The 26,570-nt window shown below is 68.6% G+C and carries 25 protein-coding genes; 17 read left to right on the top strand and 8 right to left on the bottom strand.

Annotation, left to right across the window (positions count from 1 at the left end; all coding sequences use genetic code 11):
- Nucleotides 1-10 precede the first annotated feature (10 nt).
- Complete coding sequence (locus AC1Q6V_RS15765) at nucleotides 11-1,120, bottom strand: hypothetical protein (protein ID WP_439671503.1); 1,110 nt, start codon at nucleotides 1,118-1,120, stop codon at nucleotides 11-13.
- A gap of 136 nt (nucleotides 1,121-1,256) precedes the next feature.
- Between AC1Q6V_RS15765 and AC1Q6V_RS15760 the strand changes: the two genes are divergently transcribed.
- The 4 genes from AC1Q6V_RS15760 (at nucleotide 1,257) to AC1Q6V_RS15745 (ending at nucleotide 6,682) form a co-directional block, all read left to right on the top strand.
- On the top strand, nucleotides 1,257-2,507 hold the full coding sequence (locus AC1Q6V_RS15760; RefSeq protein ID WP_010809011.1) for a lipoprotein-releasing ABC transporter permease subunit: 1,251 nt from the start codon (nucleotides 1,257-1,259) through the stop codon (nucleotides 2,505-2,507).
- On the top strand, nucleotides 2,500-3,240 hold the full coding sequence (gene lolD, locus AC1Q6V_RS15755; protein WP_010809010.1) for a lipoprotein-releasing ABC transporter ATP-binding protein LolD: 741 nt from the start codon (nucleotides 2,500-2,502) through the stop codon (nucleotides 3,238-3,240). Before AC1Q6V_RS15760 ends, lolD begins: the two co-directional genes overlap by 8 nt.
- Before the next feature lie 12 nt (nucleotides 3,241-3,252).
- Complete coding sequence (locus AC1Q6V_RS15750) at nucleotides 3,253-4,092, top strand: TatD family hydrolase (protein ID WP_439671504.1); 840 nt, start codon at nucleotides 3,253-3,255, stop codon at nucleotides 4,090-4,092.
- A 175-nt stretch (nucleotides 4,093-4,267) separates the two neighbouring features.
- Nucleotides 4,268-6,682, top strand: coding sequence for a DNA internalization-related competence protein ComEC/Rec2 (locus AC1Q6V_RS15745; protein WP_454749364.1), 2,415 nt, complete (start codon nucleotides 4,268-4,270; stop codon nucleotides 6,680-6,682).
- Between the two features lie 2 nt (nucleotides 6,683-6,684).
- Here AC1Q6V_RS15745 and AC1Q6V_RS15740 read toward each other — a convergent pair whose 3' ends face one another.
- Together AC1Q6V_RS15740 and AC1Q6V_RS15735 are read right to left on the bottom strand one after the other, a co-directional pair.
- Nucleotides 6,685-7,632 carry a MurR/RpiR family transcriptional regulator gene (locus AC1Q6V_RS15740; RefSeq protein ID WP_011614917.1) on the bottom strand — a complete coding sequence of 316 codons (948 nt, stop codon included), beginning with the start codon at nucleotides 7,630-7,632 and terminating at the stop codon, nucleotides 6,685-6,687.
- Between the two features lie 43 nt (nucleotides 7,633-7,675).
- A complete protein-coding gene (locus AC1Q6V_RS15735; RefSeq protein WP_136227752.1) occupies nucleotides 7,676-7,888 on the bottom strand; it encodes a hypothetical protein in 213 nt (70 codons plus the stop codon).
- On the opposite strand from AC1Q6V_RS15735, the gene edd reads away from it, so the two are divergent.
- The 12 genes from edd (at nucleotide 7,887) to ftsB (ending at nucleotide 20,875) form a co-directional block, all read left to right on the top strand.
- Entirely contained in the window at nucleotides 7,887-9,782 is a 1,896-nt protein-coding gene (gene edd / locus AC1Q6V_RS15730; RefSeq protein ID WP_454750161.1) for a phosphogluconate dehydratase, read from the top strand. The genes AC1Q6V_RS15735 and edd overlap by 2 nt on opposite strands.
- Before the next feature lie 150 nt (nucleotides 9,783-9,932).
- Nucleotides 9,933-10,439, top strand: coding sequence for a gluconokinase (locus tag AC1Q6V_RS15725; protein WP_037024362.1), 507 nt, complete (start codon nucleotides 9,933-9,935; stop codon nucleotides 10,437-10,439).
- A 333-nt stretch (nucleotides 10,440-10,772) separates the two neighbouring features.
- Entirely contained in the window at nucleotides 10,773-12,248 is a 1,476-nt protein-coding gene (locus tag AC1Q6V_RS15720; RefSeq protein WP_010809004.1) for a circularly permuted type 2 ATP-grasp protein, read from the top strand.
- 67 nt (nucleotides 12,249-12,315) lie between these two features.
- Nucleotides 12,316-13,269: an alpha-E domain-containing protein gene (locus AC1Q6V_RS15715; RefSeq protein ID WP_010809003.1), complete on the top strand. Its 954-nt coding sequence runs from the start codon at nucleotides 12,316-12,318 to the stop codon at nucleotides 13,267-13,269.
- Nucleotides 13,270-13,316: 47 nt separating this feature from the next.
- Nucleotides 13,317-14,156, top strand: coding sequence for a transglutaminase family protein (locus AC1Q6V_RS15710; RefSeq protein ID WP_193385847.1), 840 nt, complete (start codon nucleotides 13,317-13,319; stop codon nucleotides 14,154-14,156).
- A 115-nt stretch (nucleotides 14,157-14,271) separates the two neighbouring features.
- Nucleotides 14,272-15,093: a proteasome-type protease gene (locus AC1Q6V_RS15705; protein WP_010809001.1), complete on the top strand. Its 822-nt coding sequence runs from the start codon at nucleotides 14,272-14,274 to the stop codon at nucleotides 15,091-15,093.
- 21 nt (nucleotides 15,094-15,114) lie between these two features.
- On the top strand, nucleotides 15,115-15,921 hold the full coding sequence (locus tag AC1Q6V_RS15700) for an alpha/beta fold hydrolase (RefSeq protein WP_010809000.1): 807 nt from the start codon (nucleotides 15,115-15,117) through the stop codon (nucleotides 15,919-15,921).
- 139 nt (nucleotides 15,922-16,060) lie between these two features.
- Nucleotides 16,061-17,713, top strand: coding sequence for a CTP synthase (gene pyrG, locus AC1Q6V_RS15695; RefSeq protein WP_010808999.1), 1,653 nt, complete (start codon nucleotides 16,061-16,063; stop codon nucleotides 17,711-17,713).
- A 28-nt stretch (nucleotides 17,714-17,741) separates the two neighbouring features.
- A complete protein-coding gene (gene kdsA, locus AC1Q6V_RS15690) occupies nucleotides 17,742-18,611 on the top strand; it encodes a 3-deoxy-8-phosphooctulonate synthase (protein WP_010808998.1) in 870 nt (289 codons plus the stop codon).
- An 82-nt stretch (nucleotides 18,612-18,693) separates the two neighbouring features.
- Complete coding sequence (locus AC1Q6V_RS15685; RefSeq protein ID WP_058696912.1) at nucleotides 18,694-18,987, top strand: DUF1330 domain-containing protein; 294 nt, start codon at nucleotides 18,694-18,696, stop codon at nucleotides 18,985-18,987.
- Nucleotides 18,988-19,075: 88 nt separating this feature from the next.
- On the top strand, nucleotides 19,076-20,365 hold the full coding sequence (gene eno / locus AC1Q6V_RS15680) for a phosphopyruvate hydratase (RefSeq protein ID WP_010808996.1): 1,290 nt from the start codon (nucleotides 19,076-19,078) through the stop codon (nucleotides 20,363-20,365).
- A gap of 168 nt (nucleotides 20,366-20,533) precedes the next feature.
- Entirely contained in the window at nucleotides 20,534-20,875 is a 342-nt protein-coding gene (gene ftsB, locus AC1Q6V_RS15675) for a cell division protein FtsB (RefSeq protein WP_010808995.1), read from the top strand.
- A gap of 55 nt (nucleotides 20,876-20,930) precedes the next feature.
- Here ftsB and AC1Q6V_RS15670 read toward each other — a convergent pair whose 3' ends face one another.
- From AC1Q6V_RS15670 to AC1Q6V_RS15660, 3 genes are all read right to left on the bottom strand, one after another.
- Nucleotides 20,931-21,353: a hypothetical protein gene (locus AC1Q6V_RS15670; protein WP_011614921.1), complete on the bottom strand. Its 423-nt coding sequence runs from the start codon at nucleotides 21,351-21,353 to the stop codon at nucleotides 20,931-20,933.
- Nucleotides 21,354-21,457: 104 nt separating this feature from the next.
- The gene (gene hslO, locus AC1Q6V_RS15665) at nucleotides 21,458-22,459 is read right to left on the bottom strand and encodes an Hsp33 family molecular chaperone HslO (RefSeq protein ID WP_011614922.1); all 1,002 of its coding nucleotides are present in this window, start codon (nucleotides 22,457-22,459) and stop codon (nucleotides 21,458-21,460) included.
- 39 nt (nucleotides 22,460-22,498) lie between these two features.
- Nucleotides 22,499-23,023 carry a gamma carbonic anhydrase family protein gene (locus AC1Q6V_RS15660; protein ID WP_010808992.1) on the bottom strand — a complete coding sequence of 175 codons (525 nt, stop codon included), beginning with the start codon at nucleotides 23,021-23,023 and terminating at the stop codon, nucleotides 22,499-22,501.
- A gap of 137 nt (nucleotides 23,024-23,160) precedes the next feature.
- Here AC1Q6V_RS15660 and AC1Q6V_RS15655 point away from each other — a divergent pair, with 137 nt between their 5' ends.
- The gene (locus tag AC1Q6V_RS15655) at nucleotides 23,161-24,042 is read left to right on the top strand and encodes a ferritin-like domain-containing protein (protein WP_081050162.1); all 882 of its coding nucleotides are present in this window, start codon (nucleotides 23,161-23,163) and stop codon (nucleotides 24,040-24,042) included.
- Nucleotides 24,043-24,059: 17 nt separating this feature from the next.
- Here the strand turns inward: AC1Q6V_RS15655 and AC1Q6V_RS15650 are convergent, their stop codons facing one another.
- Complete coding sequence (locus tag AC1Q6V_RS15650; protein ID WP_454750160.1) at nucleotides 24,060-25,265, bottom strand: MFS transporter; 1,206 nt, start codon at nucleotides 25,263-25,265, stop codon at nucleotides 24,060-24,062.
- 39 nt (nucleotides 25,266-25,304) lie between these two features.
- A complete protein-coding gene (locus tag AC1Q6V_RS15645; RefSeq protein ID WP_454750159.1) occupies nucleotides 25,305-26,507 on the bottom strand; it encodes a serine hydrolase domain-containing protein in 1,203 nt (400 codons plus the stop codon).
- Between the last annotated feature and the right edge of the window lie 63 nt (nucleotides 26,508-26,570).

Genomic DNA, 26,570 nt, shown 5'->3' with positions numbered 1-26,570 from the left:
TCAGGCGGCTTTATGCGGCATAGGCGAGGTCGGACAGCAGTGCGCGCCAGTCGCCGCGCTGGCCCATTCCGCGCCAGAACTTGCGCAGGTCGGCACGGCGCACGGTGAACTCGGCAAAGTGATTCTCGCCGGCCAGCACCAGCGTGATGGCGCCGACCTGGCCGGCCACCAGTGCTTCCAGTGCCGGCGCGAACCAGTCGGCATCCAGCGCATGCATGCGGTCCAGCCACAGGCCCCAGTCTTCGGCGATATGCGCTTCGGTGGCGCTGTCGAGCATGGCCAGCACCGTGCCCTCCACCGCACTGGCGCCAGCCAGGCCGGCCGGCACCGGCAGCACGCGGCTGCCCGCGGCCAGGGCCAGCCCGCTCAGGAAGGGATCGTTGCTCAGCACCGTATCGGCCAGCCGCGGCACCGGCTGCAGCGCGCCGCCGCCGTACAGCCAGACCGAATTGACCGGCGCCTCGCCGGCGGCCTCGCGGGCCTGGTTGACGCGGTGGTCGTACCAGGTCATCTGGATCTCGTTCTGCAGGCGGCGCCAGTCGCGGGCGCGTTCGCCGGCCTGCATCCAGATATCGATATTGCGGCCCGCCGCGCGCAGCGGCGTGGTCGCCTCCAGCGGGCCGAATACGGCTTCGGGCAGGTACCAGCGCTGCGGGCAGGGCGATTCCAGCGCGATGCCCGATTCCAGCAGCAGTTCGTCGATGGCGGCGCGCAGGGCCGCGGCTTCCTGCGGCCGGATGCCCAGCTGGGCGGGCGGCATCAGCACCAGGTGATCGCGCGCGGCGTGGATGTGCACCGGCTGCAGGCAGGTCCAGGACTGGCCATCGGGGGTGGCGGGGACGGCGCCGCCACTGTCGGCCAGCCGCATATAGGGCGCCAGCGGCACCCGGACCGGGTCCAACCCCGCCTTGCCGGCCAGCCAGCGCTCCTGCGGCAGGCTGCGCAGGAAGGGGTCGTCATGCCGCTCGCGCGGGCCGGGCTCGGCCCGGGTCAGCAACTTTCCGAGCGCGGGCAGCTCCAACTGCCGCAGCAGCGCGCCGGGGACGACATCGTCCCGGCCGTCGTCGCCGGCGCCCGGCGGGACGGAAAAGGGCACAATCAGGGTCAGGTGCGTCATCATGGTGGCGAGATTGTAAACTCCCGGCTGGCCGGCGCCAGTCTTGCGAGAGGCAGGCGGCGCACCCGATGGCCCGCATGCGTGCCGCCGGCGCCCCTCCACCGGGCACCGGCGCTTTCCCGAAACAACAGGAATCCTCTTGAACTTTCCCTACGAGTGGCAGATCGGCTGGCGATACACCCGCGCAAGCAAGCGCGCCAGCCGCAACACCTTCATTTCGTTCATCTCGATGATCTCGATGTTCGGGATCGCCCTTGGCGTGGCCGCGCTGATCGTGGTGCTGTCGGTGATGAACGGCTTCCAGAAGGAAGTGCGCGACCGCATGCTGTCGGTGCTGGCGCATATCGAAGTGATCGGCCCGTCGGCGCTGCCGGACTGGCAGAAGACCGCGGCCGAGGCCTTGCAGAACAAGGAAGTGACCGGCGCCGCGCCCTATGTCGCGGCCCAGGCCATGCTGACCCGCGACGACGCCGTGCGCGGCGTGCTGCTGCGCGGCGTGGAGCCGTCGCAGGAGCCCAAGGTCTCCGACATCGGCAGCCAGTTCCGGGCCGGCAGCATGACGGCGCTGGAGCCGGGCGGCTTCGGCATCGCGCTGGGCAACGAGCTGGCCAACGCCATGGGCGTGCAGGTCGGCGACAAGGTCACGCTGGTGGCGCCGCAGGGCACCATCACGCCGGCGGGCGTGCTGCCGCGGCTCAAGCAGTTCACCGTGGTGGGCGTGTTCTCGTCCGGGCACTTCGAGTTCGACAGCGCGCTGGCGCTGGTCAACATGCATGACGCCGAGACCCTGTTCCGCCTGAGCGGCCCCACCGGCGTGCGCCTGAAGCTGCAGGACATGCAGCGCGCGCCGCAGGTGGCCAACGAGCTGGCCGGCACCATGTCGGGCGAGCTCTACCTGCGCGACTGGTCCAAGCAGAACCGCAACTGGTTTGCCGCGGTGCAGACCGAGAAGCGCATGATGTTCATCATCCTGACGCTGATCATCGCGGTGGCCGCGTTCAATCTGGTGTCGACCCTGGTGATGACCGTCACCGACAAGCAGGCCGATATCGCCATCCTGCGCACCATGGGCGCGCAGCCGGGCTCGATCATGAAGATCTTTATCGTGCAAGGCGTGGCCATCGGCTTTATCGGCACCGTCCTGGGTGTGGCCGGCGGCACGCTGATCGCCACCAATATCGACGTGATCGTGCCTTTCATCGAGCGGCTGCTGCACGTGCAGTTCCTGCCGCGCGACATCTATTTCATCAGCGAACTGCCTTCGGATCCCCGCGTGAACGACATTGCCACCATCGGCATCATCTCCTTCGTGCTGGCCACGCTGGCCACGCTCTATCCCAGCTGGCGTGCCGCCCGCGTCAACCCGGCGGAGGCGCTGCGCTATGAGTGAAGCCGTGTTGCATGCCGATACCCCCACGCCCGCCGCGGACCAGCCGCGCACCGGCTCGCCGGTGCTGGTGGCCGAGGGCCTGACCAAGCGTTTCCGCCAGGGCGAACTCGACGTGGACGTGCTGCGCGGCGTCGATGTGCGCGTCGATGCCGGCGAGAAAGTTGCCATCGTCGGCGCCTCGGGCTCGGGCAAGAGCACGCTGCTGCATGTGCTGGGCGGGCTGGATGAGCCCGACTCCGGCCGCGTCGCGCTGCTCGGCAAGCCCTTCACGGCGCTGCGCGAGCGCGAGCGCAACGTGGTGCGCAACCGCCAGCTGGGCTTCGTCTACCAGTTCCACCACCTGCTGCCGGAATTCACCGCGCTGGACAACGTGGCCATGCCGATGCGCATCCGCGGCCTGACCCAGCATGACGCGCGCGGCGTGGCGCAGGCCATGCTGGAGCGCGTGGGCCTGGGCGGGCGCGCGAAGCACCGCCCGGGCGAGCTGTCCGGCGGCGAGCGCCAGCGCGTGGCGATCGCGCGCGCGCTGGTGGGGCAGCCGGCCTGCGTGCTGGCCGACGAACCCACCGGCAACCTCGACGACCACACCGCCGGCGGCGTCTATGACCTGATGCTGGAGCTGTCGCGCACGCTCGGCACCAGCTTCATCATCGTCACCCACGACCTGGACCTGGCCGGACGCTGCGATCGCGTGCTGCGGCTGCGCGACGGGCACCTGCACCAGGAACGCTGAGCGGGCCGGCCCATGTGGATCGACACCCACTGCCACCTCGACGCCAGCGAGTTCGACCCTGACCGCCAGCAGGTGGCCGACGCGGCCGAGGCCGCCGGCGTGCGCGGCATCGTGGTGCCGGCGGTGGCAGCGTGGAACTTCGAGGCCGTGCGCGCGCTGGCGCGCCACGATGTGCGCTGCGTCTATGCACTCGGCATCCATCCGCTGTGCTCGCCCGGCGCCGGCCAGGCCGACCTTGACACGCTGCGGCGCGAGGTGGCGGCGAGCATGGGCGACCCGCGCTTTGTCGGCATCGGCGAGATCGGGCTCGACTTCTTCGTCGCGGGGCTGGATGCTGAGCACCAGACCTGGCTCTACGCGGAGCAACTGAAGATTGCGCGCGAATTTGACCTGCCGGTGCTGCTGCATGTGCGCAAGTCGCAGGACCAGGTTGGCGCGCAACTGCGCAAGCTGGGCGTGAAGCGCGGCATTGCCCACGCCTTCAACGGCAGCAATGAACAGGCGCGGCGCTTTGTCGAGCAGGGCCTGAAGCTCGGCTTCGGCGGCAACGTCACTTTCAGCCGTGCGCGGCAGATCCGCCGGCTGGCGACGGAGCTGCCGCTGGAGGCGCTGGTGCTGGAAACCGACGCACCCGACATGGCGCCGGCCTGGCTGTCTGACGATCAGTTCGGCGAACAGCACAAGGCGCGCAACACGCCGGCGGAGGTGGCGGGCGTGGCGCGTGTGATGGCTGAATTGCGCGGCATCGATGCGATGACGCTGGCGCACGCGACATGGCGCAACGCCGTGGATGCGATGCCGCGGCTAGGAACCTTTGCCGAAAGCATGGCGCCACGACCGGGCCTGAGGTAGACAGGACTTCGCCGGTCAGACTTCGTCGATGCGCCCGCTCTCACCCCATCCGAATCACCGGCGTGCTGTACTGAATCCAGTCACACAACTTCACTTCCTCCTGACAGCCTGACAAGGTTCCAGCCCCACTGCGGCGGTACAACCGTCTCTGTGCAGAACACGCAGGAGAGTTGTGGTGCGCTGGTTCGTGGTGGCTTTCGTCGCGGGATGCTGGACGCTGCAGCAGCAGTCAATGCTGCCGCCGCAGGATGGCCTGCGCCTCGGTGCTGTGGCGCTGACATTGGTCGCTCTCGGCATCGCCTTGTGGGGCAGGCGCCTGCACGTCGTGCTGCATGGCCTGGCGCTTGCCGGGCTGGTGTTCGGCGCCGCCTTCTGCTGGGCGGCCTGGCGGGCCGAACTGCGCATGCGCGACTGGCTGCCGGCCACGCTGGAGGCGCGCGACCTCGACGTGCGCGGCGTGGTGTCGGGGCTGCCGGCGGATGCCGCCACCGGGACGCGTTTTGCCTTGACTGTGGAGCAGGGTGATGCGGGCCAGCCTCTGCCGCGCCGCGTGATCCTCAACTGGCGTGGCGCACCGCCCGACCTGCGTCCCGGGCAGCGCCTCACGCTGACCCTGCGCCTGCGGCGTCCGCGCGGACTCGCCAATCCTTTTGGTTCTGACTACGCCTATTGGCTGCTGGCGCAGGGCTATGGCGCCACCGGCTATGTGCGCCGCGCACAAGGGCCGCCGCAGGACGCGTCCGCGGAGCGGCTGGCATGGCGCATTGAGGCCGTGCGCGCCGCCGTGCGCGATCACCTGCGCGCGGCGCTGCCGGCCGATGCGCGCTTCGGCGCGGTGCTGACCGCGCTGGTCATTGGCGACCAGCGCGGTATCGATGCGGACGACTGGCAACTGTTCCGGCGCACCGGCGTCAGCCACCTGGTCGCGATCTCCGGGCTGCATATCACCTTGATCGCCGGCATGGCGGCGTCGCTTGCCGGGCTGTTGTGGCGGCATTCGTTCGGACTCGGCCGCTGGCTGCGCCGGCCGTTGCCGCTGTGGCTGCCGGCCCGGCAGGCCGCGCTGGTGGCGGCCGTGGCCAGTGCGCTGGCTTACGGCCTGCTGGCCGGCATGCAGGTCCCGGCGCTGCGCACCGTGGCCATGCTCTGCGTGGCGGCCATTGCGGTATGGAGTGCGCGTGCGCCGCCCGCCTCGGTGGTGCTGGCGTGGGCGGCGCTGGTGGCATTGCTGCTGGATCCGTGGGCGGTGATGTTGCCCGGCTTCTGGCTGTCCTTCGGCGCGGTGGCCGTGATCTTCTTCGCGGCCCGGCCCGGCCGGGATGCTTCGACGGAAGGGCGTTGGCAACGCCTGCGGTCCGTGCTCGCCGCCGGGGCGCGCACGCAGTGGGCCGTGACCATCGGGCTGGTGCCGCTGACGTTGCTGCTGTTCGGCCAGGTATCGGTGGTGTCGCCGTTGGCCAATGCGGTGGCGATCCCGGTCGTCAGCCTGCTGGTGACGCCGCTGGCTTTGCTCGGCGCCGCCTTGCCGATGGCGCTGGCCGGGCCGGTGCTGGCGGTGGCCCACCTGGCTATGGTGGCGCTGGCCGCGGTGCTGGGCTGGCTTTCGGCGCTGCCATGGGCGATGTGGGAAGCGGCCAGCGCGGGGCCGTTGGCGCTGGTGCTGGCGGCGCTCGGTGTCGGGCTGCTGGTCGCGCCGGTCGCCACCGCGCGCGCGCGCCTGCACGGCGGGCTGCTGATGTTGCCGATGCTGCTGGCGCGCGGCCCGCCGGTTGCGCATGGCGAGTTCCGCGCGGTGATGATGGACGTGGGGCAGGGCACGGCGGTGCTGGTGCGAACGCGCGCCCATGCGCTGCTGTATGACACCGGGCCGTCTTACGCGTCGGGATCCAGCGCCGGTGCGCAGGTGGTGGTGCCATTGCTGCGGGGCGAGGGGGTTGGCCGGATCGACCACCTGATGGTCAGCCATGAAGACACCGACCATGCCGGCGGCGTGGCGGACATCACGGCGGCGGTGGCCGTGTCCGCGCGCAGCACCGGAGCGCCTGCCGGTCACGTTCTGCTTGGGTCGGCGGCCAATGACTGGTCGCCATGCGCGGCGGGCCAGCAATGGGAGTGGGACGGCGTGCGCTTTACCGTGCTGCATCCGCTCGCGGAGCAGGCGCAGCAGGCAGCCATTGCCAGCAATGCGCGCAGCTGCGTGCTGCGCGTGGATGCGGCGGCGCACAGCCTGCTGCTGACCGGAGACATCGGCGTGGCGCAGGAGCGTGCGTTGATCGACAGGTTGCCGGCCGAGGTGCTGCGTGCCGACGTGCTGGTGGTGGCCCACCATGGCAGCGGCACCTCATCCGGCGCAGCCTGGCTGGAGGCAGTGCGCCCGTCGGCGGCGGTGTTCCAGCTGGGTTATGCCAACCGCTATCGCCACCCGAGCGGCGAGGTGTGGGAGCGCTACGGCCGCGCGGGCGTCCTGCGCTACCGGACCGATGAAACCGGCGCGGTGACCATGGACACTGCGCCCGGGGGCTTTGCGTTGTCGGTGTTCCGGCAGGCGCAGCCGCGCTACTGGCGGGCGCGGCCGCCGGCGCCGCGTTAGCGTCAACTGGCCTTGCGGCGGCGCGTGCGGGTGGCGGGCAGCGCGGGCGTGGCTGGCTCGGCTGCGGCGGGCCTGGCGCGGTTTCGTGCCGGCGGTACTGGCCGGGCCGGCTCCGCACCGGCAATGCGTCGTTCGCGCAGATGCGCCTTGGCGCGCTGCAGGCGGGGGGCGACGGTGTCGGCGCGCGCAAGCGCCACGCCGGCGGCCAGGACGTCGCCCAGCACCAGGTGGCTGATGCGCGAGGTCATCGGCGTGTAGACCTCGCTGTCTTCCTCGACGTCGGAAAACACGCAGACGTCAGCCAGCCGCGCCAGCGGCGAGCCGCTGTGCGTGATTGCCAGCACGCTGGCGCCGCTGCTGCGCGCCAGCGTGGCGGCGGTCAGCATGTCCCAGGTGCGGCCGCTGTTGGAGACCAGCACGGCCACGTCGCCACGGGCGAGCAGCGCGGCCGACATGCTGAACACGTGCGGGTCGGAATACGCAACCGTCGGCATGCCCAGGCGGAAGAACTTGTGCTGGATATCCAGCGCGACGATGCCGGAGTTGCCGCAGCCGTAGAACTCGATGCGGCGCGCGCCGGCGAGCAGCTGGATGCCATGCTCGATCTGGTCGGCCGACAGCGCATTGCGCACGCTCATCAGCGTGGCAATGGTGCGGTCGAAGACCTTGCCGGCGATGTCCGCGGGGCGGTCGTCGGCCGCGACGTCCTGGTGCACGAAGGGCGTGCCGCCGCCAACGTTCTGCGCGAACTGCAGCTTGAATTCGCGGAAGCCGTCGTAGCCCAGCGCCGCGCAGAAGCGCGCGATGGTGGGCTGCGACACGCCGGCGCGCTCGGCCAGCTCGGGCATCGACAGCCGGATCACGGCGGCGCCATGCCGGGCGACATAGTCGGCCAGGCGGCGTTCAGAAGGGCGGAGCGTGTCGTAGACGGCTAGGATTCGGTCGCGCATGGCGGCGGGAAGCAGTGTCGGGGGTTGCGGATATGTAGAGATTCTACATCGGATGGCGCCGCATCTTGCCCGAAATGGTGCGTCGCCCGCCCTCGGGGTTTGCCCTGATTCCGGGAATTTCTGCGCAATTGTGATGCATGAGCGGGTCGACGGCGTGCTCGCGCTCGGTATAATGGCGGCGATCTGTAGAAAATCTACATGCGATGGCGCGGCATTGCCGCGCCGCCACCAAGCCCACAAGGAACGTCTCCGCCATGCCTTCTGCCGTCCATGCCGAGCTTCTTGCCGTCACCGAGCGCATCGTCGCGCGCAGCCGCGCCAGCCGCGCCGCCTACCTTGCCCGCTGCGAGCGCGCGCAGGCTGAACTGGGGCCGCTGCGCGGCATGTCCTGCGCCAACCTGGCGCACGGCTTTGCCGCATTGCCGGCCAACGACAAGCTGAAGCTGCGCGTCGACCATGCCCCCAACCTGGGCATCGTCACCGCGTACAACGACATGCTGTCGGCGCACCAGCCGTACGAGCGCTACCCCGCCGTGATCCGCGAGGCCGCGCGCGCGGTGGGCGCGGTGGCGCAGGTGGCGGGCGGCGTGCCGGCGATGTGCGACGGCATCACGCAGGGCAACCCGGGCATGGAGCTGTCGCTGTTCTCGCGCGATGCGATTGCGATGGGCACCGCGGTGGCGCTGTCGCACAACACCTTTGATGCGGCGCTGATGCTGGGCGTGTGCGACAAGATCGTGCCCGGCCTGCTGATGGGCGCGCTGCAGTTCGGCCACCTGCCGATGGTGTTCGTGCCGGCGGGCCCGATGGCCAGCGGGCTGCCCAACAAGGAGAAGGCGCGCGTGCGCCAGCTCTACGCCACCGGCCAGGTCGGGCGCGATGCGCTGCTCGAAGCCGAATGCCAGGCCTACCACGGCGCCGGCACCTGCACCTTCTACGGCACCGCCAACAGCAACCAGTTCCTGATGGAAATCATGGGCCTGCACCTGCCGGGCGCGGCCTTCGTGCACCCGGACAGCGGCCTGCGCGATGCGCTGACCGCGGCGGCCGCGCAACGCGCGATCGCCCTGCGCGCGCGCGGCGACGAATACCTGCCGCTGGCGCGCATCGTCGACGAGCGCGCCATTGCCAACGCCATGGTCGGCCTGCTGGCGACCGGCGGCTCCACCAACCACACCATCCACCTGGTGGCGATGGCGCGCGCCGCGGGCATCGTCATCGACTGGAACGATTTCGACCTGCTGTCGCGCATCACGCCGCTGCTGGCGCGCGTCTACCCGAATGGCTCGGCCGATGTGAACCACTTCCATGCCGCGGGCGGCGCCGGTTTCGTCATCCGTGAACTGCTGCAGGCCGGCCTGCTGCATGAGGACGTGCAGACCGTGGCCGGCCCCGGGCTGGCCCGCTATGCGCAGGAGCCGGTGATGGCCGACGGCTTGCTGCGCTGGCGCGACGGCGCGGCGCACAGCGGCGACGCGCAGGTGCTGGCGACGGTCGCGGAGCCTTTCTCGGCCGAGGGCGGGTTGCGGCTGATGCAGGGCAACCTGGGCCGCGGCGTGATCAAGGTCTCGGCGGTGGCGCCGGAGCACCGCGTGGTCGAAGCCCCGGTGCGGGTGTTCGATGCGCAGGAGGCGCTGCAGGCGGCCTTCGATGCGGGCGAGCTGACCGGCGACCTGGTCGCGGTGGTGCGTTTCCAGGGGCCGAACGCCAACGGCATGCCCGAGCTGCACCGCCTGACCCCGGTGCTGGGCGCGCTGCAGGACGCCGGCCACAAGGTGGCGCTGGTGACCGACGGCCGCATGTCCGGCGCGTCGGGCAAGGTGCCGGCGGTGATCCACGTTGGCCCCGAGGCGCTGGCCGGCGGCGCGCTCGCGCGCGTGCGCGACGGCGACCGCATCCGTGTCGATGCCGTTGCCGGCACGCTGCAGTGGCTGGGCGACGAACGTGAATTCGCGGCGCGCGAGCTGGCCGCGGCGCCGGACGACGATTTCGCGCAATTCAGCCTGGGGCGCGGCCTGTTCGGCCTGTTCCGGCGCCACGCGCGCATCGCGGAAGAGGGCGGCAGCGCACTTGACCTGTCCGAGGCGGATGTTGGGGCCGGCGCAGGCGGGCGCCAACGTACCGCAGCGGCGCAAACCGTCGCACAATAGCCAGGCCTGAGGCCGATTTTCCCCTGAAGTTCCCTGCGGGGCGGCAGCGCCCCCCGGACGTCTTTGCGCCGCCGCAAGGACGTCCAGCTGGACCGACAAGGACAGACAAGGATGGCGACACCATCCGATACCAAGACCGACGGAGCAGACATGATCTATATCCTGATGGGCGTTTCCGGCAGCGGCAAGACCACGGTCGGCCAGTTGCTGGCGCAGCGACTGGGCTGCGGCTTCCATGACGCCGATGCATTCCACAGCGACGCCAACAAGGCCAAGATGCACGCTGGCGTCCCGCTGACCGACGAAGACCGCTGGCCATGGCTGGCGGCCATGCGCGCCGCCATCGACGCGGCCCGGGCCGAAGGCCGCACCCATGTGTTCACCTGCTCGGCACTGCGCCAGGCCTACCGCGACCGGCTGACCCCGCCCGACGGCGGCGTGACCTTCGTCTTCATGAAGGGCGATGCATCGCTGATCGGCACGCGCCTGTCCGCGCGCACGGAACACTTCTTCAACCCCGACCTGCTGCAAAGCCAGTTCGATACGCTGGAAGAGCCCAGCGACGCGCTGGTGCTCGACATCCGCCAGTCGCCCGAGGCGCTGGTCGCCACCATCCTGCAGGCCACGGTGCCGCAGGGCGCCGGCGCGGCGCGCTGACCTGCTGACCTCGCCGACCGTTCCGGCCGCCCCGTTCCCGTGCAGCCCGCAAGCGGCCGCCAGCCTGGCTGGCGGCCGTTTTTGCGTGCGCTGGCAGACATCTTGCTAGTTCACTTTCCGTGCCGGCCGGCACCCGCCAGCTTGCGGGTTTCGCCGGTACGGGTATGCTGAAAGGGCCAGTGACTCGACAGTATCGCCGTGAGCGTCCCGAACGGGCAGGCGCGGCGGGCTGGGGACGGGAAAGCCAGGGCAAAACCAGGGCAGCCGGTAGCGACCACGAAGTCGCAGTGAAGCGGTAGCACCGGAAGCCCGCGACATGGAGGAACGGCCATCATGGCGGGGCGGTATTTCGACGAGATGCTGGACTGGCGCACGGACGGGGCGCAATGGGTTATCCAGGCGGGGCAGGCGTTGCCTGAAGGCGCGGTGCGCCCGCATTACCGGCATTTCGCTGACTGGCTGGCGCGGCAGTCTGAAGGCACGATGGGCAACAAGCGCGCCGAGGCCGACCTGATCTTCCGGCGCGTGGGCATTACCTTTGCCGTCTACGGCGACAAGGATGAAGCCAACAGCGGCACCGAACGCACCATTCCGTTCGACGTGATCCCACGCATCTTCCCGGCGAACGAATGGGCGCTGCTGGAAAAAGGGCTGCGCCAGCGCGTGGCCGCGCTCAACCGCTTTGTCCACGATATCTACCACGGCCAGGACATCATCCGCGCCGGCGTGATCCCGCCCGACCAGATCTACAACAACGCCCAGTACCGGCCCGAGATGCTCGGCGTCAACGTGCCGCACGACATCTATGCGCACGTGGCCGGCATCGACGTGGTGCGCGCCGGCGAGGGCGAGTTCTACGTGCTGGAAGACAACCTGCGCGTGCCCTCGGGCGTGTCGTACATGCTGGAAAACCGCAAGATGATGATGCGGTTGTTCCCGGACCTGTTCGCGCGCAACCGCGTGGCGCCGGTGGCCCACTATCCTGACCTGTTGCTCGACATGCTGCGCGGGGTGTCGCCGCAGGCCATTGCCGATCCCACCGTGGTGGTGCTGACGCCGGGCATGTACAACTCGGCCTACTTCGAGCATGCCTTCCTGGCGCAGCAGATGGGCGTGGAACTGGTCGAAGGCAGCGATCTCTTCGTCGAGGACGACCACCTGTTCATGCGCACCACGCAGGGCCCGCAGCGCGTCGACGTGATCTACCGCCGCGTCGACGACGACTTCCTCGACCCGCTGGTGTTCCGCCACGATTCCTCGCTGGGCGCGGCCGGCTTGCTGTCGGTCTACCGCGCCGGCAACGTGACCATCTGCAACGCCATCGGCACGGGCGTGGCCGACGACAAGTCGATCTATCCGTACGTGCCCGACATGATCCGCTTCTACCTGGGCGAAGAGGCCATCCTCAGCAACGTGCCGACCTATATGTGCCGGCGCCCGGACGACCTGCAGTACGTGCTGGACCATATGGAAGAACTGGTGGTCAAGGAGACCCACGGCGCCGGCGGCTACGGCATGCTGGTCGGCCCGGCCGCCACGCGGGCCGAGATCGATGCCTTCCGCGAAGTGGTGAAGGCGCGCCCGGAGCAGTACATCGCGCAGCCGACGCTGGCGCTGTCGACCTGCCCGACCTATGTGGAGTCGGGCATCGCGCCGCGCCATATCGACCTGCGCCCGTTCGTGCTGTCGGGCAAGGAGGTGCGCATGGTGCCTGGCGGGCTGACCCGCGTGGCGCTGCGCGAGGGCTCGCTGGTGGTGAATTCCTCGCAAGGGGGCGGCACCAAGGACACCTGGGTGCTGGAACGATGAACGCGAACCACATGATGACCGCCGCAACGACCGCCATGGCGACCGCCGCCACGCCAGGAGAGCCCACATGCTGAGCCGCACCGCCGACCACCTGTTCTGGATGGCCCGCTATACCGAGCGCGCGGAGAACACCGCGCGCATGCTCGACGTCAACTACCAGACCTCGCTCCTGCCGCAATCGGCCGAGGTGGCCGAGCAGGGCTGGTGGGCCATGCTCGATATCTCGGAGCTGACCGATGTCTTCGACCACAAGTACGGACTGCTGTCGCGCGACGATGTGATCGACTTCATGGTGCGCGACATGACCAACGCCTCGTCCATCATGAGCTGCCTGCGCGCGGCGCGCGAGAATGCGCGCGCGGTGCGCGGCTCGCTGACCACCGAGGTCTGGGAGACCGTCAACACCACCTGGCTGGAGGTGCAGCGCCTGATCGCCGACGGCGTGCTGAAGGAGGACCCGTCGGCGTTCTTCGAATGGGTCAAGTTCCGCTCGCACCTGGCGCGCGGGGTCCAGTTCGGCACCATGCTCAAGGACGATGCCTTCCACTTCATGCGGCTGGGCACGTTCCTGGAGCGCGCCGACAACACCGCGCGGATCCTCGACGTCAAGTTCCAGGCATCGGGCAGCGACGAGAGCGATGCCAACCGCGACCAGAACGATTTCTATCACTGGGCCGCGGTGCTGCGCTCGGTCTCGGGCTTCGAGGTCTACCGCAAGGTCTATCGCGCGGTCATTACGCCGCAGCGCGTGGCCGAGCTGCTGATCCTGCGGCCCGACATGCCGCGCTCGCTGGTGTCGAGCATGGACGAGGTGGTGGCCATCCTGCATACGGTGCGCAACCAGCAATCGGCGGAAACCGAGCGCCAGGCTGGTAAACTCCACGCCGACCTGAAGTACGCGCGCATCGACGATATTTTCGCGGTCGGCCTGCACGCGTACCTGACCAGCTTCCTGGAGCGCATCGGCGATCTCGGCAATGGCATCAGCCGGGACTTCCTCGTGCCGCTGCTGGCTGCCTGAAATGGGCCGCCGGCAGCCTCCATGTGCCGCCGCCGCGCCCTGATACCGTGAAATACAAGATCCACCACCATACTGTTTACCGCTACGCCGAGCCGGTGCGCCGCAGCGTGCACGAAGTGCGGCTCGAGCCGCGTTCGGGCCCGCTGCAGACGGTGCACCGCTGGCAACTGGTCGCGCCTGGCAATCCGTCGGCGGCGCGCGACGGATTCGGCAATATCGTGCACAACTTCACGGTGGCCGGACCGACCGGCACCATCTCGATCGAAGCCAGCGGCGAGGTGGAAGTGCTGCCGCCGCATGGCGACCTCGACCGGGACGGCCACCATGCGTTCTGCGACGCTCCGCCCCCCGGCGAGTCCCGGGTGTCGCCGCTGTACTTCCTCGGCAGCACGCCACTGACCTCGGCTCCGCCGGAGATGCAGGCGTTTGCCGCGCCGTTCCTGGCGGCCGGGCACGAGATTCCGGCGCTGCTGGCGTTGGCCCAGGGGATTGCGGAGCGGGTGCGCTACAAGCCCAACACCACTGACGTCGGCACCTCGGCGGCCGAGGCCTTCAGCCTGGGCAGCGGCGTGTGCCAGGACCAGGCGCAGGTGATGGTGGCGGCGTGCCGGGCGCTCGGTATCCCGGCACGCTATGTGAGCGGATACTTCTACGATCCGGCCGCGATCGAGATGGCCAGCCATGCCTGGGCCGACGTATGCCTGGACCCGGCGCGCGAGGTGTGGTGCAGCGTCGACATCACCCACGGCTGCCTGACCGACGAGCGTCATATACGCCTCGCGGTGGGGCGCGATTATGCGTCGGCTGCACCAGTCAGGGGCATCCTGGAAGGGGGTTCCGGCGAGACGCTCGAAGTTGATGTGAGCATCACGCCGCTTTTTACCTGATTAGGTGCCTGATTCCAGACAGGGCGCGGTGCCGCAGTACGGGCGCTAGAATCCCGGGTATGCAGGCCATCGGCTGGCCACTTCCGGCCGCCGCAAAGCACACCAAAACAAGACCATGACTTACTGTGTAGCCATGCGGCTGGATGCCGGCCTGGTATTCCTGTCCGATTCCCGCACCAATGCGGGGGTAGATGCCATCTCCACGTCGCGCAAGATGACGGTGTTCGAAGAGCCCGGCGACCGCGTGATGGTGCTGATGACCGCCGGCAACCTGGCGATCAGCCAGTCGGTGCGCCAGATCCTGGCCGAGAACCATGACGAGAAGCGCTCGCTGTGGACCGCGCGCGACATGTTCGAGGCCGCTTCCATCGTCGGCGAGGCGGTGCGCCAGGTGCACAAGCGCGATGCGCATGCGCTGCGCGATGCCGGCATCGAATTCAATGTCAGCCTGATCTTCGGCGGCCAGGTGCGCGGTGAACGCGTGCGGCTGTTCAACATCTACGCGGCCGGCAATTTTGTCGAGGCCACGCCCGAGAACTGCTACTTCCAGATCGGCGAGGCCAAGTACGGCAAGCCCATCATCGACCGCGTGGTGCACCCGTCGCTGCCGCTGGCCGAGGGGGCCAAATGCGCGCTGATCTCGATGGATTCGACGCTCAAGTCGAATATCTCGGTCGGCCTGCCGCTGGACCTGCTGGTCTATGAGGCCGATACGCTGTGCGTGACGCGCTTCGTCAACATCGACGAGCGCAACGCCTATTTCCGCATGATCCGCGACACCTGGGGGCAGCGCCTGCGCCAGGTCTTCGGCGAGATCCACAATCCCGAGTGGGATCCCGGCGCGCCCGCGGAATTCTCGCTGGCGCGTCCCGGCGAGGCCGACCGCTGGGGCCAGCCGGTGCGCGCCAAGCGCAATCCGTCGCGTACCCAGGACTGAGGCCGGGCGAGGAAACAAGCGATGCGCGAGATCATTCATTTTTCCCATGCCAACGGCTTCCCGGTGACCACCTACCGCAAGCTGTTCGGCGAACTGGACGGCGACTTCGAATTCCGCGCCGTGGACCGCTACGGGCACAAGCCTGAATTCCCGGTGACGCGCGGCTGGCCGCACCTGGTGGAGGAGCTGCTCGGCGAGATTGACCGCCAGTACCACGAGCCGGTGTGGCTGGTGGGCCATTCGCTGGGCGGCTTCCTGTCGCTGATGGCGGCGCTGCGGCGCCCGGAGCGCGTGCGCGGCGTGGTGATGCTGGATTCGCCGATCATTGCCGGCTGGCGTGCGTCGCTGCTGAAGACCGCCCAGATGTTCGGCATGGACGAAAAGCCCGGCCCGGCGGCGGTGACCAAAAACCGGCGCACCCACTGGCCGGACGCCGAGGCGGTCTGGGAACACTTCCGCGCCAAGCCCAACTTCGCGGTGTGGGACCAAGAGGTGCTGCGCGACTACGCCATCCACGGCACCGAGCCGACCGGCAAGGACAACGAGCGGCGGCTGCGCTTTGACCGCGAGGTCGAATACTGGATCTACCGCACGCTGCCGACCAGCCTGGGGCGCAAGGTGGCGCGCGGCGCGCCGGTGCCGGTCGGCTTTGTCGCCGGCACGCGTTCGCGCGAGGTGCGCCAGTGTGGGCTGGGTGCCACCCGCAAGCTGGTCGGCCCGAATCTGCGCTTTATCGAGGGCGGCCACCTGTACCCGATGGAGCGGCCGCAGGAGACGGCGCAGCTGGTGCGCGACCTGATCGGCGCGATGCGCCGCGAGGGGCGCTGAGGCGGGGTGCGGCGCATGCGCCGCAACGCACCGGGAAAGCCTGTTGCAGCCCCGCCGAGGAGGGGTGCTGTCACAATTTCCGGGTCGGCGGGAATCGGGCTCTCATGTATAATCCCGATTTCCCCGGCAAGCTCGGTTTATGACCAAATTCGTCTTCGTCACCGGTGGCGTCGTCTCTTCTCTCGGCAAGGGCATCGCTGCTGCCTCGCTCGCGGCCATTCTTGAGTCGCGCGGCCTCAAAGTCACCCTCCTCAAGCTAGATCCCTACATCAACGTCGATCCCGGCACGATGAGCCCCTTCCAGCATGGCGAGGTGTTTGTCACGGAAGACGGTGCTGAAACCGACCTCGATCTCGGCCACTACGAGCGTTTCGTCTCGGCCAAGATGCGCAAGTCGAACAACTTCACCACGGGCCAGATCTACGAATCGGTGATCCGCAAGGAGCGCCGCGGCGAATACCTGGGCAAGACCGTGCAGGTGATCCCGCATATCACCAACGAGATCCAGGCCTTTGTCGAAAGGGGCGCCGCGGCGTCGCACGACGGCAAGGCCGACGTGGCGCTGGTGGAAATCGGCGGCACCGTGGGTGACATCGAATCGCTGCCGTTCCTGGAAGCCGCGCGCCAGATGAGCCTGCGCATGGGCCGCAACCACTGCGCCTTCGTGCACCTGACGCTGGTGCCGTTCATTGCCAGCGCTGGCGAGCTCAAGACCAAGCCGACCCAGCACTCGGTGCAGAAGCTGCGTGAAATCGGCATCTCGCCGACCGCGCTGCTGTGCCGCGCCGACCGCCCGATCCCGGACGACGAGCGCGCCAAGATCTCGCTGTTCGCCAATATCCCGCAAGACGCCGTGATTTCGGTGTGGGATGCGGACAGCATCTACAAGATCCCGCAGATGCTCAACGAGCAGGGCCTGGACCGCCTGATCTGCGAGGAACTGCGCCTGGATCCCAAGCCCGCCGACCTGTCGATGTGGCAGAAGCTGGTCAACGCCCAGGAAAATCCCGAGCACGAGATCACCATCGGCATGGTCGGCAAGTACGTCGACCTGACCGAGTCGTACAAGTCGCTGATCGAGGCCCTGCGCCACGCCGGCATGCACACCGCCACGCGCGTCAACATCGAGTACATCGATTCCGAGGAACTGGAATCGGGCCACCTCGAAGTGCTGGCCCCGCTCGACGCCATCCTGGTGCCGGGCGGCTTCGGCAAGCGCGGCACGGAAGGCAAGATCCGCGCGATCCAGTACGCCCGCGAGAACAAGATCCCGTACCTGGGCATCTGCCTGGGCATGCAGCTGGCCGTGATCGAGTTTGCCCGCCACCTGGCCGGCATGACCGATGCCAACTCGACCGAGTTCAACCTGGAAACCGAACACCCCGTGGTCGCGCTGATCACCGAGTGGGTGGACCGCGAAGGCAAGGTCGAGCAGCGCTCGGCCGATTCCGACCTGGGCGGCACCATGCGCCTGGGCGCCCAGCGCGTGCCGGTCAAGGAAGGCACCAAGGCAGCGACGATCTACGGCGCCGAGGTCAATGAACGCCACCGTCACCGCTACGAGGTCAACAACCACTACGTGCCGACGCTGGAAAAGGCCGGCATGGTGATCTCGGCGCGCACGCCGACCGAGAACCTGCCGGAAATGATGGAGCTGCCCGAGTCGATGCACCCCTGGTTCGTCGGCGTGCAGTTCCACCCGGAATTCACCTCGACGCCGCGTGACGGCCACCCGCTGTTCAAGGCCTACGTCGAAGCCGCGCTGGCCAGCCAGCAGCGCAAGGGCGCGTAAGCCCCGGCGGCAAGCAGGAGAGACAGTCATGAAACTCTGTGGATTCGAGGCCGGCCTCGACAAGCCGTTCTTCCTGATCGCCGGTCCGTGCGTGATCGAGTCGGAGCAGATGGCGCTGGATACGGCCGGCGAGCTCAAGGCCATCACCGCCGAACTGGGCATCCCGTTCATTTACAAGTCGTCGTTCGACAAGGCCAACCGTTCGTCCGGCAAGTCGTTCCGCGGCCTGGGGATGGAAAAGGGCCTGGAGATCCTGGCCACCGTCAAGCGCGAGATCGGCGTGCCGGTGCTGACCGACATCCACGAGATCGACGAGATCAAGCCCGTCGCTGCCGTGGTGGACGTGCTGCAGACGCCGGCCTTCCTGTGCCGCCAGACTGATTTCATCCGTGCCTGCGCCCAGAGCGGCAAGCCGGTGAACATCAAGAAGGGCCAGTTCCTGGCGCCGCATGACATGAAGAACGTGATCGACAAGGCGCGCGACGCCGCGCGCGAAGCCGGTCTGCCTGACGATGTCTTCATGGCCTGCGAGCGTGGTGTCTCGTTCGGCTACAACAACCTGGTGTCCGACATGCGCTCGCTGGCGATCATGCGCGAGACCGGTGCCCCGGTGGTGTTCGACGCCACCCACTCGGTGCAGCTGCCGGGCGGCCAGGGCACCAGCTCGGGCGGCCAGCGCGAGTTCGTGCCGGTGCTGTCGCGCGCCGCCGTCGCCACCGGCGTGGCGGGCCTGTTCATGGAAACGCACCCGGACCCGAGCAAGGCCATGTCCGATGGCCCCAACGCGGTGCCGCTGTCGCGCATGAAGGAACTGCTGGCCGTGCTCAAGGACCTGGACACGCTGGTCAAGCGCGCCGGTTTCCTGGAAGACAACTTCGGCTGGCCGGCCTGCGCCTGAGCAGGCCCGGTCTTGTCACCACCGCAATGCCGGTGGTGACAAACCATATCGAAAGACAATACAAAAAATCGGGAGATTCTCCATGGCCGCGGGCTATATCATCGCCTACGTCGACGTGACCGACCCCCAGCAGTACGAAGAATACAAAGTGCTCTCGAGCAAGGCCATGCAGGTCCATGGCGCCGAGGTGCTGGTGCGCGGCGGCAAGACCGAGCCGCTGGAGGGCGAGTGGGCGCCGACCCGCGTCGTGGTGCTGAAATTCCCCAGCTATGAAGCCGCCAGGTCGTTCCATGACGGCGAAGCCTATCGCGCCGCCCGCAAGGCGCGCGAGCACGCGGCAAAGATGAACATGATCGTGGTGGAAGGCGCTGCCTGAGGGTTGTCGGGCAGTTTGACATGCGCCTGACACGGGCACAGGTTGAAGTAATCAGCAGCAGCAAGAATCAACAGTCAGAGAGGAATTCATGAGTGCAATCGTAGATATCATCGGTCGCGAGGTTCTCGACTCGCGCGGCAACCCCACCGTCGAATGCGACGTGCTGCTGGAATCCGGCGTGATGGGCCGTGCGGCAGTGCCGTCGGGCGCCTCGACCGGTTCGCGCGAAGCCATCGAACTGCGTGACGGCGACAAGTCGCGTTACCTGGGCAAGGGCGTGCTGAAGGCCGTCGAGCACATCAACACTGAAATCTCCGAAGCCATCATGGGCCTGGATGCCTCCGAGCAGGCCTTCCTGGACCGCACCCTGATCGACCTCGACGGCACCGAGAACAAGGGCCGGCTGGGCGCCAACGCCATGCTGGCGGTGTCGATGGCCGTTGCCAAGGCCGCCGCTGAAGAAGCCGGCCTGCCGCTGTACCGCTACTTCGGCGGTTCGGGCGCGATGCAGCTGCCGGTGCCGATGATGAACATCGTCAACGGCGGCGCGCACGCCAACAACAGCCTGGACATCCAGGAATTCATGATCATGCCGGTGTCGCAGACCAGCTTCCGCGAAGCCCTGCGCTGCGGCGCCGAGATCTTCCACGCGCTGAAGAAGATCCTGGCCGACAAGGGCATGTCCACCGCGGTCGGCGACGAGGGCGGCTTCGCCCCCAACTTCTCGTCCAACGAGGAATGCCTGAACACTGTGGTGCAGGCCATCGAGAAGGCCGGCTACCGTGCCGGTGAAGACGTGCTGCTGGCGCTGGACTGCGCCGCCAGCGAGTTCTACCACGAAGGCGAAGGCGTGTACCAGCTGGAAGGCGAAGGCCTGAAGCTGTCGTCGACCCAGTTCGCCGACTACCTGGCCAACCTGTGCGACAAGTTCCCGATCGTGTCGATCGAGGACGGCATGGCCGAAGGCGACTGGGACGGCTGGAAGACGCTGACCGAGAAGCTGGGCACGCGCGTGCAGCTGGTGGGCGACGACCTGTTCGTCACCAACACCAAGATCCTGAAGGAAGGCATCGAGAAGGGCATCGGCAACTCGATCCTGATCAAGATCAACCAGATCGGCACGCTGACCGAAACCTTCGCCGCCATCGAGATGGCCAAGCGCGCCGGCTACACCGCCGTGATCTCGCACCGCTCGGGCGAAACCGAAGACAGCACCATTGCCGATATCGCCGTGGGCACCAACGCCGGCCAGATCAAGACCGGCTCGCTGTCGCGCTCGGACCGCATGGCCAAGTACAACCAGCTGCTGCGCATCGAGGAAGACCTCGGCGATATCGCCAGCTACCCGGGCAAGGGCGCGTTCTACAACCTGCGCTGACACCTTGCCCTGCCGTTCCCGCTTGCGCGGGAGCGGCAGCAAGCGGATGGAATGGCGGCGGCCGGGATTCCCTGGCCGCCGCCGTTTTTGTATCGAAATCTGCCTGGCAATTGCCTTCCGGGCTGAGTTCGCAGATCATTGTGCGGAATTTCCTGTCCGCCATCTTTCATGCGCCTGATCTCGCTGCTGTTGTTTGTGCTGCTGCTTGCCATCCAGTACCCGCTCTGGCTGGGCAAGGGCGGCTGGCTGCGCGTGTGGGACCTGAACCGGCAACTGACCGAGCAGGGCACCCGCAACCAGACGCTCAAGCTGCGCAACGCCAAGCTGGAAGGGGAAGTCGCCGACCTGCAGGACGGCACCGGCGCGATCGAGGAACGTGCCCGCTATGAGTTGGGCATGGTGAGGGAAGGCGAGGTCTTCGTGCAGTTTGTCGCGCCGGCGCCCAAGGTCAGCGCGACGCCGCCGTTGCCGCCGCCGGCGAATTCGGTCGCCGGAAGAGGCGGCCACTAAGGGGCGCCTTGCCTCTCGCTGTCGGTGGGCTTGCATCCAGCCCGCCGCCTGCCTGTCACCACCAGCCGTACGGATAACCGCCCCAGCCCCAGCCGGGCATGCCGACGCTGACGCCGCCGCCCCAGTGGCCACCACCCCATCCCCCGTAATACAGGTTCCAGCTGGTGTTCGGATAGCCATAAGCCGCGCGCGCGGCCGCGGCCTGCTGGTCGAGCGCGATCGCGGCGGCCTGCTCGCGCAGTATCTGCTGGTTCAGCGTGTCGAGCTTCTGCTTGTCGTCGGCGGTCAGCGGCGCTGGCGGGATGGCGTTGGGCGCCAGCCGCGCCGTGGGCGGCGAGCCGTTGACGTCGCGCGGCAGCTCTGCGCAGCCTGCGGCCAGCAGCAGTGCGCCGGTCGCGGCGCAGGCGGCAAGGCAGCGCAGCACGGCCGGCACGATGGCGGGAGATTCAGGCAGGGAGGGGGTGGCTCGGGCGGACATGGCTGTACTCAGGCTTGCTTGGGGCAGCTGGATGCTGCCATCGTACAGCCGTTGGACAGGACGGCAAGGCGGTTGTTTCCGCCGTGCCGCCCCGCGCCTGCCGCTCAGTGGTGCTGGTGCGCGCCGGCACCGGCGCCGGTGGCGATATGGGTGGCCGAGAACAGCTGGGCGCAGTCGACCGGATCAAACTCATAGCGCAGGCCGCAGAAGTCGCAGTGGATCTCGACCTGGCCGCGCTCGGCGATGATGCCTTCGATCTCTTCCTGGCCCAGCGACTGCAGCATGCCGGCCACCTTGGGGCGCGAGCAGGAGCAATGGAAATGCGGCGTCAGCGGCTCAAACACGCGCAGGCCGGCGGCCTGCAGGTCTTCCCAGAACAGGCGGCGCAGCAGGGTGTCGGGGGTCTCGGCCAGCAGTTCGTCGGCCTTGAGCGTGGCGCCCAGCTGCACGGCGCGGTCCCAGGTGTCCAGGTCCTGCGCGCGGGCATGGCTGGCCAGCGGCGCGCCGGTCTCGCCGACTTCCGCGGTGCCGCCGTAGGCCGGCAGCTTCTGCAGCAGCATGCCGGCGGCGACGTGGTCGTCCGCCGCCAGCCACAGGCGCGTGTCGAGCTGCTCGGACGCCTGCATGTAGTGCTCGAGCACGGCGCTGATCGAGCCCAGCGGGCCATGCGCGTCGGCCAGCGGCACGATGCCCTGGTACGCCTGCTGGCCCGGCAGCTTGTCCTTCGGGTCCAGCGTGATGGCAAAGCGGCCGTGGCCGTGGGCGTTGACCATCTGCGCCAGCGTGGCATCGTCGGCGATGTGCGCGCCCTCGGCCAGCTTGGCGGTGGCGCGCATCGACAGGTCGGACAGGCATTCCACCACCAGCATGCGCACCGGGCCGTCGCCGTGCAGCTGCATCACCAGCGCCCCGTTGAACTTCAGGTTGGCCGACAGCAGCGCCGCGGCGGCCATCATCTCGCCCAGCAGCCGGCGCACCGGTGCGGGGTAGCTGTGGCGGCCCAGCACTTCTTGCCAGGTGGCTTCCATGCGCACCAGCTCGCCGCGCACGGGAGCCGCGTCGAACAGGAATTTCTGCAGGGTGTCGGGGGTGGTGGTATCGGTCACAATAATCTGTCGATGATTCGGTAAGTGCCGCCGCGGTCGTCAGCCGATCCGCTTGAGCTGTTGCTTGTACATGGCCTGCCGGGTGGCGTAGGTCTCGGCGTTGCGGTACAGGTTGGCGACGTCGGCGTCGGTCAGCTGGCGCACCACCTTGGCCGGCGCGCCCAGGATCAGCGAGCGGTCCGGGAAGACCTTGCCCTCGGTCACCACGGCACCGGCGCCGACCAGGCATTCCTTGCCGATCACGGCGCGGTTCAGCACCACGGCCTGGATCCCGATGAGCGAGCCTTCGCCCACGGTGCAGCCATGCAGCATGGCCTGGTGGCCGATCGAGACCTTGTCGCCCAGGGTCAGCGGGCAGCCCGGGTCGGTATGCAGCACCGAGCCTTCCTGGATGTTGGTGTCCTCGCCCACCACGATCGGTTCGTTGTCGCCGCGGATCACGACACCGGGCCAGGCGCTGGCGCGGGACTTGAGGGTCACGTTGCCGATGACGGTGGCTTCGGGGGCCACGTAGGCATCGCTGTCGATATTGGGCTTGACGTCGCCGAGCTGGTAAAGCGCCATGAGGTCTCCTGCACGAAAGGCTTTTGTTGAAGTGGGGGTTGCCGCCGGACTTTAAAGGGCCAGGGTGGAGTGCGGGCGCGCGGCGCCACGGCGACTGCGCGGCTTGCCCGGCAGTCGGGCACCGGCCAGGCCCTACAATGGCGGCAGACCCGGATTTTACGCTCATGCCAGAAAAAACACCCGCCGCCGCCTTGCCTGAACCGTCACTTTCGCCGCGCCACCAGGCGCTGGCGGTGTTGTGCATGACGGATCCTCGGGAAAAGTCCGTGGCGGCGCGGGCACTTTACCGCCATGTGACGACATTGCCGGACGAGGCGCTTGCCGCCGGCGAGGCGATCCAGGCCGATGCCGGCCAGGCCATCCCCGGCCGCCCCGCGCGGCCGCCGCTGGTGGCGCCGCAGGACGTCGAGCGGCGCCGCTCGCTGCATACCCCGGCCGGGCGCGCGGCGATGATCCATGCGCTGTGCCATATCGAGTTCAATGCCATCAACCTGGCACTGGACGCGGCCTGGCGCTTCGCCGGCATGCCGCCCGGCTACTACCGCGACTGGCTGCGCGTGGCCGATGAAGAGGCGTACCACTTCTCGCTGCTGGCCGACCACCTTGGCACGCTGGGCGCGGCCTACGGCGACTTCCCTGCCCACAACAGCCTGTGGGAGATGACCGACAAGACCGCCGGCGACGTGCTTGCGCGCATGGCGCTGGTGCCGCGCACGCTAGAGGCGCGCGGGCTCGATGCGTCGCCGCCGGTGCGCGCCAGGCTGGCCGGCGCCGGCGACCACGCCGCCGCGGCCATCATCGACATCATCCTGCGCGACGAGGTCGGCCACGTCGCCATCGGCAACCACTGGTACCGCTGGCTGTGCGCGCAGCGCGGCCTGGACCCCGTTGCCACCTACGCGCAGCTGGCCGGGCAGTACCGCGCGCCGAAGCTGCGCGGGCCGTTCAATCTCGATGCGCGGCGCGCTGCGGGCTTCGATGAAGAGGAACTGGCCTGGCTGGAGGCATCGGCCGGTTAGTGCTGCCGCCCAGTTCCTCAGCCGCGCGGCGGAAAGCCATGCTTGCGCGCCGACCAGACCGCCAGCCAGGTTGCGGCGAGCAGCGCAGCCAGCACGGGCGGGAATGCGCCGATCCCGAAGCCATCGAGCAGCAGCCCGCCGATGACGCCGCCGCCGGCGATGGCAATGTTCCAGGCCGTGACCAGCATCGACTGGGCCACGTCCGCGGATTTGCCGGCGGTCTTCGCCAGCGCCGTCTGGAACAGCGTTGAGACGCCGCCGAAGCCCAGGCCCCAGATCGCGGCCGCGGCATAGACCACGGCCGGGTGCCCGCCCCCGGCCCCAAGCGCCAGCACCGCAAGCCCGAACAGCAGCGTGCTGGCCAGCGTCAGCGCCCGCAGCCACTGGTCGATCAGCACGCCGGTGATCCAGATGCCGGCGAGCGAGGCCACGCCGAACACGAACAGGACCAGGTCAAGCCGTGCCCCGGCGTTGCCGGCTCGCAGGAACGGCGCGATATAAGTGTAGAGGATGTTGTGCGCCAGCACGAAGGCGAGCGTCACGAACAGCACCGGACGCACGCCCGGCACGGTGAACACGCGCGCGATCGGCAGCCGCTGGCCGGCGGGCTGGCCGGCAAAATCCGGCACGCTCGCCAGCACCCAGGCAATCAGTCCCAGCGTCAGCACGCTGATGATGCCGAAGCACGCGCGCCAGCCCATGAACGCACCGAGGAAGGTCCCGGATGGCACGCCCAGCGACAAGGCCAGGGGGATGCCAACCATCGCGACAGCAATGGCACGACCCTTGAGGTGATCGGGAACCATGCGCGCGGCATAGCCAGCCAGCAGCGCCCACAGCAGGCCGGCCGAGACCCCCGCAACGAAGCGCGCCGCCATCGTCAGGACATAGCTGCCGGACCAGCCCGTCACGGCGTTGGCGACGGCAAAGCCCGCGATGGCAAGCAGCAGCAGCGGCCGCCGCCGCAGCCCCTGCGTGGCCGCCGTCAGCGGCATGGCGGCCACCAGTGAACCGAAGGCGTAGATGGTGACGAGCTGGCCGGCAAGCGGCTCGGAGATGGCAAGGCCCGCGCCGATCTGCGGCAGCAGCCCTGCCGGCAAGGCCTCGGTCAGGACGGTGATGAAGCCTGCGACGGCAAGCGCAAGCAGTGCCGGAAGCGGTAGCCGCGCAGGCCGCGTGTCCGGCTGTGCATCGTTCGCAAGCGTGTTGGTGGCTGTGGTCATGTTGGCGCCTGGATAAGGACTGATGTGTTGCCTGGATGGTTACGCGGCTGTGGGGGCGACACCGTAGACCGCGTCGCGCAGGTCGGTGACAAAGCGGCCGGACATGCCCTCGTACAGCGTGTTGGTGAACGCCACCACGCTCAGCCCCTGGCTGCGGTCGACGAACCAGGCGTGGCCGTAGGCCCCGCCCCAGCGCCAGGTGCCGGTGGCTTCCGGCGAGCCCGCCCGGCGCGGATCGCGCAGCACCGAGAAGCCCAGCCCGAAGCCGGTTCCCGGCGCATCGGGCAGGTCCAGGCCGCCGGTCTGGTCGAGCGCCATGTCCTCGACCAGGGCGGATGGCAGCAACGCGCCGCCGCCCTGGCGCAAGCTCTCCAGCAGGCACAGGAAGTCTTGCGCCGTGCCCGCCATGCCCGCCCCGCCGGAGGGGAAGGCCCGCGCATTGAAGATGCGTGCGGGACTGTAGGGAATGCCAACCGTGCCTTCGAGCACGGGCACGGTTTCGCCTTCGCGCAGGCGGTGCGGGTGCGGGCTGTCGTTCACGTACGGGGTCGGCACGCGGTGCACGTCGTGTGCCACGAAGCCGGTGTCGGCCATGCCCAGCGGGCCGGTCACCAGCTGCCGCACTGCGGTGTCCAGCGGCGTGCCATGGACGCGCTCGATCAGCGCGCCCAGCACGTCGGTCGCGAGCGAGTAGCCCCACGCGGTACCCGGTTCGTACAGCAAGGGCACGCTGGCGATGCGCCGCAGGTTCTCCGCCAGGCTGATGGTGGCGTCGTCCATGCCGTCGGAGACGCCGGCGCGGGCATAGGGTCCGTCTTCGCCGGACTCGAAGAAGCGATAGCCCAGCCCCGCGGTATGGCTGAGCAGTTGCCGCGCCGTGATACGTGCCGGTCGGCCATCGGCCAGGCACGGGCGGAATTCAGGCAGCCAGCGGTCGATACCCTGGTCAAGCTCGAGCCGGCCTTGTGCGACCAGCACCAGTGCCGCCACGGAGACGATCGGCTTGCTTACCGAAGCCAGCCGGAAGACCGCATCCATGCGCATCGGCTGTCCGCTTTCCCGATCGGCCAGGCCTGCCGCCTGCCGGTGGACCAGTTCGCCGTCACGGCTGACCAGCACGACGGCGCCGACCAGTCGCCGTTGCTCCAGCGCCTGCCGGACCACGGCGTCGATGCGCGCACTCACGGGCGCGGGGAATGCAGGGGACACGCCCGGGGGCGGTGCAATCGTGGGGAGGGACACAGCGAATCCTTGTTCAATGAACGACCCGCTCACGATAAGGACCCGGCCATTAAAGAAAAAGTG

This window comes from Cupriavidus sp. GW823-FHT07B10, from assembly GCF_058794355.1.
The sequence above is the reverse complement of the archived record's forward strand: the minus strand, read 5'-3'. Positions and strand labels throughout refer to the sequence as shown.

Bases quoted from the DNA above. Each gene is read 5' to 3' on its own strand.
- AC1Q6V_RS15660 (WP_010808992.1), bottom strand. From the start codon at position 23,023: ATGGCGCTTTACCAGCTCGGCGACGTCAAGCCCAATATCGACAGCGAT.
- ftsB (WP_010808995.1), top strand. From the start codon at position 20,534: ATGCGCCTGATCTCGCTGCTGTTGTTTGTGCTGCTGCTTGCCATCCAG.
- AC1Q6V_RS15650 (WP_454750160.1), bottom strand. From the start codon at position 25,265: ATGACCACAGCCACCAACACGCTTGCGAACGATGCACAGCCGGACACG.
- AC1Q6V_RS15725 (WP_037024362.1), top strand. From the start codon at position 9,933: ATGATCTATATCCTGATGGGCGTTTCCGGCAGCGGCAAGACCACGGTC.
- AC1Q6V_RS15715 (WP_010809003.1), top strand. From the start codon at position 12,316: ATGCTGAGCCGCACCGCCGACCACCTGTTCTGGATGGCCCGCTATACC.
- AC1Q6V_RS15765 (WP_439671503.1), bottom strand. From the start codon at position 1,120: ATGATGACGCACCTGACCCTGATTGTGCCCTTTTCCGTCCCGCCGGGC.
- eno (WP_010808996.1), top strand. From the start codon at position 19,076: ATGAGTGCAATCGTAGATATCATCGGTCGCGAGGTTCTCGACTCGCGC.
- AC1Q6V_RS15655 (WP_081050162.1), top strand. From the start codon at position 23,161: ATGGCGGCAGACCCGGATTTTACGCTCATGCCAGAAAAAACACCCGCC.
- edd (WP_454750161.1), top strand. From the start codon at position 7,887: ATGCCTTCTGCCGTCCATGCCGAGCTTCTTGCCGTCACCGAGCGCATC.
- AC1Q6V_RS15700 (WP_010809000.1), top strand. From the start codon at position 15,115: ATGCGCGAGATCATTCATTTTTCCCATGCCAACGGCTTCCCGGTGACC.
- lolD (WP_010809010.1), top strand. From the start codon at position 2,500: ATGAGTGAAGCCGTGTTGCATGCCGATACCCCCACGCCCGCCGCGGAC.
- AC1Q6V_RS15720 (WP_010809004.1), top strand. From the start codon at position 10,773: ATGGCGGGGCGGTATTTCGACGAGATGCTGGACTGGCGCACGGACGGG.
- kdsA (WP_010808998.1), top strand. From the start codon at position 17,742: ATGAAACTCTGTGGATTCGAGGCCGGCCTCGACAAGCCGTTCTTCCTG.
- AC1Q6V_RS15735 (WP_136227752.1), bottom strand. From the start codon at position 7,888: ATGGCGGAGACGTTCCTTGTGGGCTTGGTGGCGGCGCGGCAATGCCGC.
- AC1Q6V_RS15750 (WP_439671504.1), top strand. From the start codon at position 3,253: ATGTGGATCGACACCCACTGCCACCTCGACGCCAGCGAGTTCGACCCT.
- AC1Q6V_RS15740 (WP_011614917.1), bottom strand. From the start codon at position 7,632: ATGCGCGACCGAATCCTAGCCGTCTACGACACGCTCCGCCCTTCTGAA.
- AC1Q6V_RS15705 (WP_010809001.1), top strand. From the start codon at position 14,272: ATGACTTACTGTGTAGCCATGCGGCTGGATGCCGGCCTGGTATTCCTG.
- pyrG (WP_010808999.1), top strand. From the start codon at position 16,061: ATGACCAAATTCGTCTTCGTCACCGGTGGCGTCGTCTCTTCTCTCGGC.
- AC1Q6V_RS15685 (WP_058696912.1), top strand. From the start codon at position 18,694: ATGGCCGCGGGCTATATCATCGCCTACGTCGACGTGACCGACCCCCAG.
- AC1Q6V_RS15670 (WP_011614921.1), bottom strand. From the start codon at position 21,353: ATGTCCGCCCGAGCCACCCCCTCCCTGCCTGAATCTCCCGCCATCGTG.